This window comes from Bacillota bacterium (assembly GCA_033549065.1).
Lineage (GTDB): Bacteria > Bacillota > Dethiobacteria > DTU022 > DTU022 > JAWSUE01.
The window spans coordinates 45,280-58,161 of the sequence record JAWSUE010000002.1 but is presented as its reverse complement, the minus strand read 5'-3'; the positions used below and the strand labels follow the sequence as shown (position 1 = coordinate 58,161).

The 12,882-nt window shown below is 46.8% G+C and carries 11 protein-coding genes; all 11 read right to left on the bottom strand.

From position 1 onward, the window contains the following. Positions 1-17: 17 nt before the first annotated feature. On the bottom strand, positions 18-824 hold the full coding sequence (locus tag SCJ97_01465; protein MDW7738712.1) for a hypothetical protein: 807 nt from the start codon (positions 822-824) through the stop codon (positions 18-20). Between the two features lie 160 nt (positions 825-984). Beyond that, positions 985-2,058, bottom strand: a complete 1,074-nt coding sequence (ftsZ, locus tag SCJ97_01460; GenBank protein MDW7738711.1) for a cell division protein FtsZ — start codon at positions 2,056-2,058, stop codon at positions 985-987. 30 nt (positions 2,059-2,088) lie between these two features. Next, positions 2,089-3,321 (bottom strand): cell division protein FtsA, encoded by a 1,233-nt coding sequence (gene ftsA / locus SCJ97_01455; protein ID MDW7738710.1) that lies wholly within the window; start codon positions 3,319-3,321, stop codon positions 2,089-2,091. A gap of 86 nt (positions 3,322-3,407) precedes the next feature. Further along, the gene (locus tag SCJ97_01450) at positions 3,408-4,199 is read right to left on the bottom strand and encodes an FtsQ-type POTRA domain-containing protein (protein MDW7738709.1); all 792 of its coding nucleotides are present in this window, start codon (positions 4,197-4,199) and stop codon (positions 3,408-3,410) included. A gap of 3 nt (positions 4,200-4,202) precedes the next feature. Beyond that, on the bottom strand, positions 4,203-5,102 hold the full coding sequence (gene murB / locus SCJ97_01445; GenBank protein ID MDW7738708.1) for a UDP-N-acetylmuramate dehydrogenase: 900 nt from the start codon (positions 5,100-5,102) through the stop codon (positions 4,203-4,205). Next, complete coding sequence (gene murG / locus SCJ97_01440; GenBank protein ID MDW7738707.1) at positions 5,099-6,187, bottom strand: undecaprenyldiphospho-muramoylpentapeptide beta-N-acetylglucosaminyltransferase; 1,089 nt, start codon at positions 6,185-6,187, stop codon at positions 5,099-5,101. The genes murB and murG overlap by 4 nt, the downstream gene beginning before the upstream one ends. Beyond that, positions 6,184-7,320, bottom strand: coding sequence for a putative lipid II flippase FtsW (gene ftsW / locus SCJ97_01435; GenBank protein MDW7738706.1), 1,137 nt, complete (start codon positions 7,318-7,320; stop codon positions 6,184-6,186). The genes murG and ftsW overlap by 4 nt, the downstream gene beginning before the upstream one ends. Next, complete coding sequence (gene murD, locus SCJ97_01430) at positions 7,313-8,725, bottom strand: UDP-N-acetylmuramoyl-L-alanine--D-glutamate ligase (protein MDW7738705.1); 1,413 nt, start codon at positions 8,723-8,725, stop codon at positions 7,313-7,315. Before murD ends, ftsW begins: the two co-directional genes overlap by 8 nt. 17 nt (positions 8,726-8,742) lie before the next feature. Continuing rightward, on the bottom strand, positions 8,743-9,711 hold the full coding sequence (mraY, locus tag SCJ97_01425; GenBank protein MDW7738704.1) for a phospho-N-acetylmuramoyl-pentapeptide-transferase: 969 nt from the start codon (positions 9,709-9,711) through the stop codon (positions 8,743-8,745). Continuing rightward, complete coding sequence (gene murF, locus SCJ97_01420; protein MDW7738703.1) at positions 9,708-11,102, bottom strand: UDP-N-acetylmuramoyl-tripeptide--D-alanyl-D-alanine ligase; 1,395 nt, start codon at positions 11,100-11,102, stop codon at positions 9,708-9,710. The genes mraY and murF overlap by 4 nt, the downstream gene beginning before the upstream one ends. A gap of 22 nt (positions 11,103-11,124) precedes the next feature. After that, positions 11,125-12,882 (bottom strand): penicillin-binding transpeptidase domain-containing protein, encoded by a 1,758-nt coding sequence (locus SCJ97_01415; GenBank protein MDW7738702.1) that lies wholly within the window; start codon positions 12,880-12,882, stop codon positions 11,125-11,127.

The following is a 12,882-nucleotide window of genomic DNA, read 5'->3' as shown; positions in this document are numbered from 1 at the left end:
TTAATGAATTTTATATTTTACCTGAGGACCACTTTGTCTATCCTGAATTCAATGTTCATATCTTCACCGGCACCTTCCAGAACTTCCCAGCCAATGATCGTTTGGAATGATCCAAAATCGGCAACACGCCACTGCATCCGTCCTCCCTGTCCGGCAGGAACAGCAGGCGGCTCAACTTCGACATCGAAGGTATGGACTGTTGCATTGAGATCACCGATCTTTTCCTGTCCGGAGCTGACCCTGTGAATCGTGACCCCCGGTTCAGTCTGTGAGACGGCCAGAATATCACGCACCTGCCATTCACCCATCAGTTGAAATGGCATCAGGATGTTCATCAGGATCGGTTCAGCAAGCATGGAAGCCATTTGAAGCGATATCTCTTCGCCTCCAATCTCGGTCTTTCGAATTTCTCCTCCCCCATCAATCCATACGGTAAAGGTTTCATCAGTTATGGTAGTTGAGATTTTATCGGTTTGAACCCCATCTACCGTTTCACTGCCTTCCAGGAGATAGTGAACCTCAGCCACCGCAACCCCGTTCTGCAGTACGGTATGACGAATTTCGCTAAAAGTTGCCACCAGTTCCTGAAGGGTAAGCGGTGCCTTCCACTCATCCAGAGCAATCAACTCATCTTCAACTGTCCCTGGTTCTCCTGCCGTTTCATCCTTGTCAGGTGCTGTCTCATCAGGTATAACTTCAGCTTCAGTCTGCTCCTCTTGCTGGCCATTTACATCTTCAGATACCCCGGTATCACCACAACCAACGGCAAGTAAGATCATTACCAGGGTTAAAACGGCTGTAAGAAGCAGTATTGTCCTTTTCAAAACCGTTTCCCCCTTTTCAATATTATTAATATTTACCTTCAACAGTTAAACCTTGATTCCTTCAAACCAAAAACTTTTCCAAAAATAAATAAAAAAAGCCCGGCACCTTTTATAAGGTTACCGGGTCTAAAATAATCTTGCTTAATATTTTAAATTCAGTTTACTCGTTTACTATTTTACTTTGTTCCTGCCACCGGGACCAGGTAGGAGCGTCAATGTTCTCCCCCCGGGCAAGTGCGCTGCCTCCCACCGCAGCGAGCCTCGGTTTGAAACCCTGCTGTGCTGCGGCAAACCCTGTGGCGATTACTGTAACCCTAACCTGATCTTTGCAGTTTTCATCGATAACCGCACCGAAGATTATGTTGGCTTCCGGGTCTGCATAACCGGCTACGATATCTGCAGCTTCATTAACTTCATAGAGGCTTAGATCATTTCCGCCGGTAACATTGATCAAAACGCCCTTGGCACCCTGGATGGATGTCTCAAGCAGCGGGCTGCTGGTAGCCGCTTTGGCTGCCTCAAGAGTCCGGTTTTCACCGCTGCCCTGCCCCACACCCATCAGGGCAGGCCCTGTTTCTGACATGATAGTCCGCACATCAGCAAAGTCAAGGTTGATCAAACCTGGAATTGCAATCAGGTCTGATATACCCTGAACTCCCTGGCGGAGAACATCGTCAGCTACCCTGAAAGCTTCCAGAATGGGAGTCTTCTTCTCTACAATCTGCAGTAGGCGATCATTGGGTATTGTAATCAGGGTATCTACTTTTTCTTTAAGGGCAGCAATTCCTTCATCAGCCTGCTGTTTGCGCTTCCTGCCTTCAAATGAGAATGGTTTTGTAACAACACCTACTGTCAGTGAGCCGACTTTCTGGGCAATCTCCGCAATAACCGGTGCTGCACCTGTTCCAGTGCCCCCGCCCATTCCGGCAGTAATAAATACCATATCCGCGCCCTTGAGCATTGCTTCTATATCGTTACGACTTTCTTCTGCGGCCTTCTGGCCGATTCCCGGGTTGGCTCCAGCACCGAGACCCTTGGTTAGCTGCTCTCCAATCTGCAGCTTGGTTGTAGCATTCGCCAGGAAAAGGGCCTGGGCGTCTGTATTTACAGCACAAAATTCAACTCCCTGCAGGCCGGCGGCAATCATTCGGTTAACAGCATTACTGCCGCCTCCACCTATACCTACAACTTTTATCGACGCATACTGTTCCATTTCAACATCAAACTCAATCATTAAAAGCACCTCCTGAATTGGTATGCTCTTTTAATCAATAATGTCGGACATCCAATCTTTAATTCTCTGCCAGAACCCGGGACCACGCTTTTTCATCGGCTTGTCCCTTTCCTGGACAAATAACCTTGGCTGGTAACGCTGAACATAGTTGAGTAAACCAACCACGGTTGAATACGCCGGATTTTGAATTCCGGATACGTTAAATTGCGCCAACCTGATCTGGTCGCTTTCAAAGAACTGCCGGGTTACTTCAACAAGTCCTTTCATTGAAGAAACCCCGCCCCTTAAAACAACTCCGGCAGGCGGCAGGTAGGGCCAACCCATTTTAATCATTTCTTCCTTTACTATTTGAAAAATTTCCTGTACCCTCGGCTCGATAAATCCTGCGAACTCTCTTTCCGACACCAGCCTGAGCTCATTGCTGCCTACAGCTTTAATTTCAATTTTCGGTTCGTTATCGGCAACCGACTGTAAAGCTGAACCGTACTCTTTTTTCAGTTCTTCTGCTGCGAAGTGGTTTATCCTTAAACCGGCAGCCAGATCAGTGGTTATGTGGTCACCACCGATAGGGACAACTGCCATCTTTTGCAGCTTACCGTGTTGGAACAGGGCTATTTCAGTGGTTCCTCCACCGATATCGATGAGGAAAACTCCTAACTCTCTTTCGTCCGGGGAAAGAGATATCTCTGAATTAGCCATTGCCTGGAGGACCAAACCCCTGATACTGATTCCGGCCCGATTGATGCAACGTAAAAGGTTGTGCAGCGAGGTTATTACACTGGTTACTACCAGCGCATCTACCTCCAACCTGACACCCAACATTCCTACCGGATCCCTGATACCATCAAATCCATCAACAATATATTCGCGGGGGATGATGTCAACTATCTCTCGGTCCATAGGCAGAGCTACCACTTTGGCAGCCTGGATTACCCGCTCGAGGTCATCTTCGCGAATCTCCCGATCTTCGGCAGTTACGGCTACCACTCCGCGATTATTGATCAGTTCAACGTTGAGACCCTTCAGAGCTACATAGGCCGACTCAATTTTCAATCCGGCCATCCTCTCGGCTTCTTCAACTGCACTGGCAATTGATTCAACAGTCTTCTCAAGGTCTATAATAACCCCTTTACGCACACCATCGGAAGGGCTCAGACCTAAACCGATAATGTTAACTGTGCCGTCGGGACGGGGTTCACCGAGCCCAACTCTTATCTCAGCTGTGCCAACATCTATACCGACAATATAGTTTATTTTACTCACCTAGTTACCCCCTTACCCTTCCCTGTATGGTGCAAGTACTGAAAAAATAATTCTACACTTTTCCACTATTTCCTTTTTTTAATTTATTATGGCTCCACCTCCTCCTCCGAAATTATGGAACTGCTGGAAACAACAAGGCGGTTTCCGGAGCGTACATCCAGGCGGGTTTGCCCGTTTAATTCAATGTACGGAATAGCTTCCCGGACCAGATAAAGCTTTTGTTCCAGATTACTGCCATCTCCTAACCAGAGTTCCAAGCTGTCATCGATATAAACAACAAGATTATAATTATCAGTCACATCGAGCTGCCTGACCGGTAGTAAATCCGAACTGGAATATATGGAAAAAAATCTCTTTAACAGCCTGCTTCGTTCCGGACAACCGAGCGGCGCTCCTGGAATTACTGATAAACCGTCAATCCCTGAGATTACAGGATAATCATCCTGGGGTGCTTCTGCATATTCATAGCAAACGGCGTCACGATCGATTATCCAGTAACCATCAGCTGTCATCACATAACCGGCCGGGATCCTTTCAACGACTTTGAGCGTTACCAGATCGGGCAGCTGCCGGATCAATTCAATATTTTTAATACCGGGATAGCGTTCGGTAATCAGATCCTCTATTTTCTTTTCCTGTAAAAGAAAGATGCTCATTCCTTTTTTAATCTTTCCGGCAGTAATTATCTCTGCCGCACTTTGCTTTTCAGCTCCTTCAACATTGATTTCCACCACCCGGAAAAATGTTTCGGCATACCCGAGCAAAAAAACAATGGTAGCGAGAATGGCCAACCGGAAGAAGAACCTAAAAAGCTTTTTCCAGCCCGCTCTGGGTTTTTTTTCGTTTACCAGCTTGAGGTGATCCTTTTTCCGCTTCATCCCTTAGCGCTCCTCGCCAACAATCTTCACTTCGGGTTTCAAATCTATAGCAAATTTATCTTTAACCAGCTTCTGGACAGCAACTATTAAAGCCAGGATATCCGAAGCAGTTGCATCACCAATATTTACAATAAAATTAGCATGCTGTTCGGATACTTCCGCACCACCGATTCGCATCCCCTTACCTCCCGCACTTTCAACAATCCGTCCTGCCGGTTGATCCGGGAGATTTCTAAATACAGAACCGGCGCTGGGCAGGTTGGGATGACGGCGATGTCTTTCTGCAAGAAAATAACGCATCATTTTTTCCGATTCAGTTTTTTCACCCTTTTTAAGATTCAGATTGATTTCATAAATTATCCCTTTTCCGACAAGGTTGCTGGTCCGGTAACCAAATTGCAGTTCATCGTCAGTCAAGGTAGATATTTCACCAGCCAGATTGATCAGATTAACCGACTGAACCCTTTCTCCAATATATCCCCCAAAGGCCCCGGCATTCATGATAACCGCTCCACCAAGGGACCCGGGAATACCTACCGCGAATTCAAGTCCTCCAAACCCATAACTTGCCGATGTGCGGGCGAGAAGCGTCATCGAGGTTCCCGCTCCTGCCACCAGGCCACCCGAAGTAGGTTTAATATATGAAAATGCCTCCCCGATATTTACAACAACACCCCTGATACCCCCATCACGAACAAGCAGGTTTGTTCCATTACCCATAATGAAGAGAGGCACATTATTACTTGCTGTAAATTTTATGATTTCAACCAGTTCATCAACACTGTCCGGTGATAGATAATAGTCTGCCGGTCCTCCAACCTGCCAGGAGGTATGCAGGGCCATGGGTTCGTTGACCAAAACTTTTGTTTTTATCCTGCGGCTCAGTTCCTGTTCAATATTCATGATGCTACCTCCTGAAGGCAGCCATATAACCTTTCAGCGGCGTCCGGTATACCTAGGATTTTACTTTGTCTACTCATCTCTTCAAGTAAATCGGGCTGATCAAAGAGACGATTTATTTCGAACTGCAGACGATTACTGTCAAAGTCCTTCTCTTCTATTAAAACGGCAGCCCCAACATCAGATAGGAGCCGGGCGTTAAAATACTGGTGATTGTTAACTACGTTCGGAGACGGAATCAATATTGCCGGTAACCCCAAAGCTGTAATTTCAGCCAGGGTCGTCGCTCCACTGCGGGTAATAGCCAAATCCGCTGCGGCAAGCGCTTCGGGCATCTGTTCCAGGTAAGGGAATAGCCTTACATTCTGCGGCAGCACTCCGATTTTTTCAGAAATGTCCCTGTAATAGATTTCTCCCGATACATAGATCAGGTTGAGACTTTCAGGATGCATACCGTCATTAAGATAATCAGAAACTACCTGGTTTAATTTCATAGCCCCGCGGCTGCCGCCGTAAATTAAAAGAGTTTTCCGGTCCGGGTTGAGATTAAAGAAACGGATCCCTTCTTCCCTGGTCAGTGAGAGGACCTCACTGGCCCTTGGGTTACCGGTATAGGCAGTACGACTGAAACGAGGCATCTTTTTCTCAGTTTCCTTAAAGGAGAGACAAACTTTTTTAACAAAGGGCGCCAGCCACCGGTTGGTCAACCCGGGCAGGGCATTTTGTTCATGCAGCACAACGGGATAACGTTTTAACAAGGCTGAAAGCACAACCGGTGCAGCAACATATCCACCTGTACCAAGAACCACATTGGGACGGAAGCTTTTGATTACCTTGCCTGATTGCCTAATTCCTCCGAATAAATCTTTAACTACAGAAAAGAAACCTTTGAAATTACGCTGCAGCCCACGAGCAGGGATGATCTGAATATCAAAACCTGCAGAAGGAACAATTTTACTTTCCAGGCCATTTGCGCTACCGATAAAGAGTACAGAATTGCCCTGATCAACTGCCATTGCATATCTGGCCAATGCCAGTGCCGGGTAGATATGGCCTCCCGTTCCTCCTCCACCAATTAATACTTTCATCGCGCTTGCTCCTTCAGGCTTTTTTGATTTTCCTGCTTATAACGAGATATATTCAAAAGTATACCGATTCCAATCAGTGTAAATAACACAGAACTTCCACCGGCGCTGATCAGCGGGAGATTTATACCGGTTACCGGTAAAGTCCCTGTTACGACTGCGACATTGATGATAACCTGCGCAGCAATAACAAATGTAATTCCAGCTGCCAGCAGACTGCCAAAGAGGTCCGGGGCTTTCAGGGCAATCTGAAAACCGCGCCAGAACAGGATTAAAAACAGGAGCAGGATAGCTACCCCACCGACAAATCCCAGCTCTTCGCCGATTACAGCAAAGATAAAGTCATTTTGTGGTTCGGGCAGATAAAATAGTTTTTGCCTGCTTCTTCCCAACCCGGTACCAAATAGATGTCCGGGACCCAGGGCATACAGTGATTGAATAACCTGGTAACCTGAACCGGTTGGCTCTGACCAGGGATCAAGAAAGGAGAAAACTCTCTGCATGCGATACTCTTCTTTTAAAGTAAAATAGGCGACTGGCGGCAAGCACAACAGGGTCAGTCCGGCCAACTGAGACATAGGCATTCCGGCAAAGACGATAACCAGGGCACTACCGGCAAAAACCACCAGGGCAGTACCCAGGTCAGGCTGCATCTGGATTATGAAAAAAGCCAGCCCTACCAGGATTAGAGGTATAGCGGTTGCCGTCCAGAAATGCCTTAGATTTATCCTGCGGCTGCTCATATAAGCTGCAGTGAATATGACAAAGGCAAGCTTGCTGAATTCCGCCGGCTGAAGTATTACAGGTCCAAACATCAGCCAGCGCCGGGCTTCAGTTCCCAACTCAGTGCCGAACCCGGTAAAAACAAGAGCAAGTAAAACGAAATTTATAAGTAATATAAGCAGTGAAAGGCGCTTATAAATTTTGTAATTTACCTTGGTCAGTATGAACATAACCAGCAGCCCTATCGAAATCCATAACGCCTGGCGTTTAAGGAAATGATAAGGGTCTCCCATATTTTCTTCAGCAACAACGAAGCTGGCGCTGAAGACCATGACCAGGCCGATTCCAAGGAGAAGGATTGTAACAAATAACAGAGTTCGATCAAGTTGATTTTTATCTTTTTTTTCAGCCATTTGTTATTTTCTCCTTTCCCTTAAATTCTGCTGGCAGGTAACTGACCAACTCTTTAAAGAGTTCGCCCCGTTCTTCATAATTATTAAACATATCCCAGCTGGCACAGGCTGGTGATAAGAGAATCAAATCCCCCGGCTGTGCCTCCTTAAAAGCAGCTGAAACAGCTTCTTTTAAATCGGCAACCAACAGGTATTCACTGAAATCAGTTTTATCCACAGCCTCTGCCAGCTTGTCCTTCGTTTCACCCAGGAGAATCAGCTTTCGGACTTCTGATTTTATTATTTTGGCCAGTTCTGCAAAGTCGCTGCCCTTGTCTTTTCCCCCGGCAATAAGAACTTTATTGCGACCGGGAAAGGATTCAAGGGCTTTAATTGTCGCTCCCGGATTGGTTCCTTTTGAATCGTTGATAAAATCTATTCCATTAACTGTCCGGACATACTCAAGACGATGCTCAATACCACGAAAACTGCCCAGTGTTCTGCCTATTGCCTCCGGATCTGCTCCCGCAGCCCAGGCTGCCGTTGAAGCAGCCAGCGCATTTTCCAGATTATGATCACCGGGCAGGGCAACCTCATACCGCGGACAAATTTTCCTTGGTTCACTTCCAGGATTGTACAGAGTGATCCAACCATCCTCAAGACCGACACCAACGTGCACCGGTGAACGATCAAACCAGAGAACCCTGCCCCTGGATTTCTCCTGCAAGGAAGCTACTGCCCGGTCTCCGGCATTCAAAACTGCATAATCACCTGCAGACTGATTTTCCAGAATGCGTACTTTTGCCTTAAAATATTTCTCAATTGACCCGTGATAATCAAGGTGATCCTCGGCAAAATTGAGAAACACGGCGACAAAGGGCCTGAATAACTTAATATCTTCCAGTTGAAAGCTGCTCAACTCGGCAACGATAATCCCCTGGGGGCTGAATTTACCGGCAAGCCCGGAAAGCGGATTGCCGATATTCCCTGCCGAGATTACCGGTTCGAACCGGGACTCTTCAAGCATAGCTGTGATCAGGGCTGTTGTTGTTGTCTTTCCGTTAGTGCCGGTAACGCCGATTATTGGTGCCTTTATAAATGCATAGGCCAGCTCAATTTCTGAAATGACCGGTATGCCCACTTCAGATGCCTTTTTAAAAATATCTATGTGGGGCGGTACACCGGGACTTTTTACAATAAAAGATAAGTTTTCGGTAACCAGCTCCGGCGAATTACTGCCAGCTGCTATATCCACATTTTGATAACGTTTTAGCTGTGAAAGTTCTGATTTCAAATCAGCAGGCTTCTTGCTGTCGCTGACCGTGATCCTGGCAGCATCATACTGCGAAATCAGCTCCACAGCAGCCAAACCACTGCGAGCCATCCCGACTACCAGTATCTCTTTGTTTTTGATCAGGTCAATCACAACGTTTTACCTCATCCTTATAGAATCCTACCAGAGGCGATTACCCCGGCAAAAGCAAATGCAATTCCGGCACTCCAAAATACCCTGACAACTTTTTGTTCTGACCAACCCTTTAATTCAAAATGGTGATGCAGGGGGGCCATTAATAATACTCGTTTGCCGGTTAAATGAAAGAAAATAACCTGCAAAATTACCGAAAGAGTTTCCAGGACAAAAACACCGCCGATTACAATCAACAAAAGTTCAGTTTTGGTTAAGACAGCAACTGCGGCAAAAGCTCCACCCAGGGCAAGCGAACCGGCATCACCCATAAAAATCCGGGCAGGGTGATGGTTATAGAAAAGAAATCCCAGGCACGAGCCGGCAAGAGTAGCACAAAACAGTGCCAACTCAATTGACCCGTAGCGATAGGCAATATAGGAAAAAGCCGTAAAGGCAATTACCGAAAGCCCACCGGCCAGGCCGTCAATTCCATCTGTCAGGTTAACTGCATTGGTTGCAGAGAAAACTATAACGAGAATAAATAACGGATAAAGCATGCCCAATTTAATGGTTGCCCCGGTAAAGGGTATTGTCAGTTCCGGGTTATATACGCCGGCTGCGAAAACCAGTATGATCAGAATCAGGGCAACGATAAGTTCTCCTGCAAGCTTCGAACGTGCCCTCAAACCTAACGAACGGTTTTTTACCACCTTAAGATAATCATCCATGAAGCCAATCGATCCACAACCGGCAAAAACAGCAACAGCAGCGATTAAAGTTATGGAAAAACCGGCTAAAATAAGTGAAACAATGGCGGCTGTCAGCATGATAATAACACCGCCCATCGTCGGTGTGCCTTTCTTTGCAAGATGCCTCGACGGGCCATCTTCCCTGATTTGCTGCCCATACTGTAATGTTTGCATCTTTTTTATAAAGACCGGAAAAAGGATGAGGGTCGCTAATAAAGATAAAATGAATGCCGCAACTAGTCTGGCTGTGATCATTGACTCCCCGCTCCTTCCTGTCCCAGTAGCCCCTGGACAATAATCTCCATCTGCATCCCTCTTGAGCCCTTGACCAGGATAACCCATCCACTATCCGGGTTAAGTCGCTTCAGGACCCTGAGCGCTCCTTGATGATCTGAACAGGGATAAACATCAATACCGAGCTTACCTGCTTCTTCTGCAATGAAACCGGCCAATTCACCAACAGTTACCAGGGACCCGATCGATTTCTCTGCCATATAACGGCCAATCGAACGGTGGGCTTCTTCCGCATATTGCCCCAGTTCAAGCATATCGCCTAGCACGGCAATTGTTTTTTCTTCACCAAGATCGGATAAAACATTCAATGCTGCCCTGACCGAATCGGGATTGGCATTATAAGTATCATCTATAACACTGGGCATGCCTTCATTATGAAAAACCTGAAGCCGTCCTGCCGTAGTTTGGCTTGATTGCAAACCTTCAGCCATTTCTGCCAGGTTAAGCTCCAGGATATAACCGACGGTGAGAGCCGCCAGGGCATTGCTGGCCGACTCCCGTCCAGGAAGAGGAGTCTGAAACCACTCTTCCAATCTATTTGGAAAACGCACCCGGAAAAAGTTATTTTCTCCCCGTTGAGACAACTTTAAGCCTTTTATATCGCCCTGGTTAAAGCCATAGTAAAATACTTTTCCCGGGAAGCGTCTCCCAATCTTTAGGAGGCGGGGATCATCGCCGTTCAAGACAGCTACCCCGCCTGAGCCGAGGTAATCTAACAGTTCTCCTTTCGCCCGTTCAATAGCATCAACCGAACCCAGAAGCTCGATATGTGCTTCACCGATGTTGGTGATCACTCCGATTGACGGCTGAGCTATTTCACACAGGGTTGATATCTCGCCAGGCGCGCTCATTCCCATTTCCAGGACCGCCACCTGGTGACTTTCTTCCAACTGCAATATGGTCAACGGCAACCCGATTTCATTGTTGAGGTTACCCGTTGTTTTCAATACTTTATATTTCGCCGACAGCACTCCGGCAATCAGGTCCTTGGTAGTCGTTTTACCACTGCTGCCGGTAACACCAATAACCGGTAGATTAAAGCGCTTTCTGTATTCAGCTGCAAGTTTCTGCAGGGCATCAAGAGAACTTTCTACCCCGATTAACAGAAAATCTCCGGTAATTGTTGGATCCTTTGATTGAGAAAGTTCATGAAAAGCACCAACTGCGTCTTTTTCGGATGCATCTGCAATATATTTGTGACCATCCGTTTTTTCACCTCTGAAAGGAACGAAAAAATCTCCTGCCCTGACATCTCTTGAATCGATGGCAAAGCCTGAAATCTGCTGTTCAGGGTTGCCCTGAAGCAGTTTTCCGCCTACAACTTCGATTATTTCGTTTCCCGTCATCCGCATAACCTTTTACTCCTTACTAATGCTATCTGTCTGAATCATTGCTGCTGTTATCCAGAACCGGCGATAAAGGTGTTAATTCCGACGGTGTAACCTGCAGATAATTTAACACGTCTTCCATAATCTTTTTAAAGAGTGGTGCGCTTGTATACACCCCAAGCCTGGGACCGATGGTTACCCCATCTACAGCTACATAGAGTAGTATTCTGGGATCGTCTACCGGTGCAAAACCTACCAGGGAGTAAATATACTGATCAGTCATATACATGTTGTTCGTTCCCAGTTTTTCTGCCGTGCCTGTTTTCCCGGCTATCCTGTACCCTTCTATTGCTGCCGCCTTGCCTGTACCGTCAATGATTACACTCTCCATCATATCGACCAAAAGGTCTGAAGTCTCTTCTGATATTACCTGCCGGATCATCTCCGGCTCGCGGTGTAAAATAATATCTCCCTCGGCATTTTTAATCGATTCCACAAGGTATGGCTTGTATAGATAGCCTCCATTAATCATGGCTGCAGTCGCCATTACCTGCTGAATGGGTGTTACTGAAATCCCCTGCCCGAACGATGATGTTGCCAGTTCGAGCGGACCAAAATTATCAGGATCAAAAACAAGGCCGCTGCTCTCTCCCGGATAATCGATACCGGTTAACTTCCCATATCCAAAGGCGCTGATATATTCATAAAATTTTTCTTTCCCCAAACGCCTGCCCAGCTCGATAAATGCGGGGTTACATGAAACTCCCACCGATTGGTAAAAGGTAAGATCACCATGACCTCCCCTGTCCGCTGTCCAGCAATTGATTTGCTGACCACTGATGGTTACATGACCCGAGCAGAAGAAATGTTCATCTGGATTGAAAAGACCTTCTTCCACGACTGCTGCCAGGGTAACCATTTTAAAAGTTGAACCGGGCTCAAATGATGACGTAATCGGAGAAAGAGCCCACAATTTAGAATCATATGAATCGTATTCTTCAGGTTCAAAATCGGGGCTGGATGCGGCGGCCAAAACCGCTCCGGTATAAGGATCAACTGCAATAGCCATGGCCTGCACCGGTGCTGTCTCCTGCATAACCCTGTCAAGTTCTCTCTCGACAATATGCTGGATCGTTTCATCAATTGTCAGGTAAAGATCTAAACCCTGCTGAGGCATCACAAAACGGTCAAATTCATGTGGCATCTGTCTGCCTCTTGCATCGGCCGGATAAAGCATTCTGCCATTTTTCCCGCTGAGGTAATCTTCATAATATACCTCCAGGCCGGCCCAGCCCTGGTCCATACCGACAAACCCAAGCAGCTGTGATGCCAGTGTGTCGTTGGGGTAATACCTTTTATCTTCATTAAAGAAGACGATCCCCGGTATGTTCATCTCCCTGATGATTTCTGAAACTTCCGGATCAACTTTTCTCTTGATGTAGACCGCACTGAGATCCACGGATATCAGTTCCAGGATGTTTTCCGGAGTCATACCCAATATCGGGGATAAGGCGTCGGCAACATTTTCAGGATCGCCAAGCTGCGAAGGTATAGCTGCCACAGTCTGTGCTGAAGTATTGCCAACCAGCAGTCTTTCCTGATGGTCATAAATTGAACCGCGGGCGGTTTGCACCGGAATACTGTGATTCCACTGTTTCCAGGCCTGTTCATAAAGTTCATCAGCACGAACTATCTGAATCCAGGCCAACCGACCGATCAGCAAAAATGTGATCAATACGGTCAGGGCAAATACAGTGATTAGTCTCCTCCTCACAGTAGTCCGGCTTACTGCAAAATCACCCAT

Bases quoted from the DNA above. Each gene is read 5' to 3' on its own strand.
- ftsZ (MDW7738711.1), bottom strand. From the start codon at position 2,058: ATGATTGAGTTTGATGTTGAAATGGAACAGTATGCGTCGATAAAAGTT.
- SCJ97_01450 (MDW7738709.1), bottom strand. From the start codon at position 4,199: ATGAAGCGGAAAAAGGATCACCTCAAGCTGGTAAACGAAAAAAAACCC.
- murB (MDW7738708.1), bottom strand. From the start codon at position 5,102: ATGAATATTGAACAGGAACTGAGCCGCAGGATAAAAACAAAAGTTTTG.
- murG (MDW7738707.1), bottom strand. From the start codon at position 6,187: ATGAAAGTATTAATTGGTGGAGGAGGAACGGGAGGCCATATCTACCCG.
- ftsW (MDW7738706.1), bottom strand. From the start codon at position 7,320: ATGGCTGAAAAAAAAGATAAAAATCAACTTGATCGAACTCTGTTATTT.
- mraY (MDW7738704.1), bottom strand. From the start codon at position 9,711: ATGATCACAGCCAGACTAGTTGCGGCATTCATTTTATCTTTATTAGCG.
- murF (MDW7738703.1), bottom strand. From the start codon at position 11,102: ATGCGGATGACGGGAAACGAAATAATCGAAGTTGTAGGCGGAAAACTG.
- SCJ97_01415 (MDW7738702.1), bottom strand. From the start codon at position 12,882: ATGGGTGATTTTGCAGTAAGCCGGACTACTGTGAGGAGGAGACTAATC.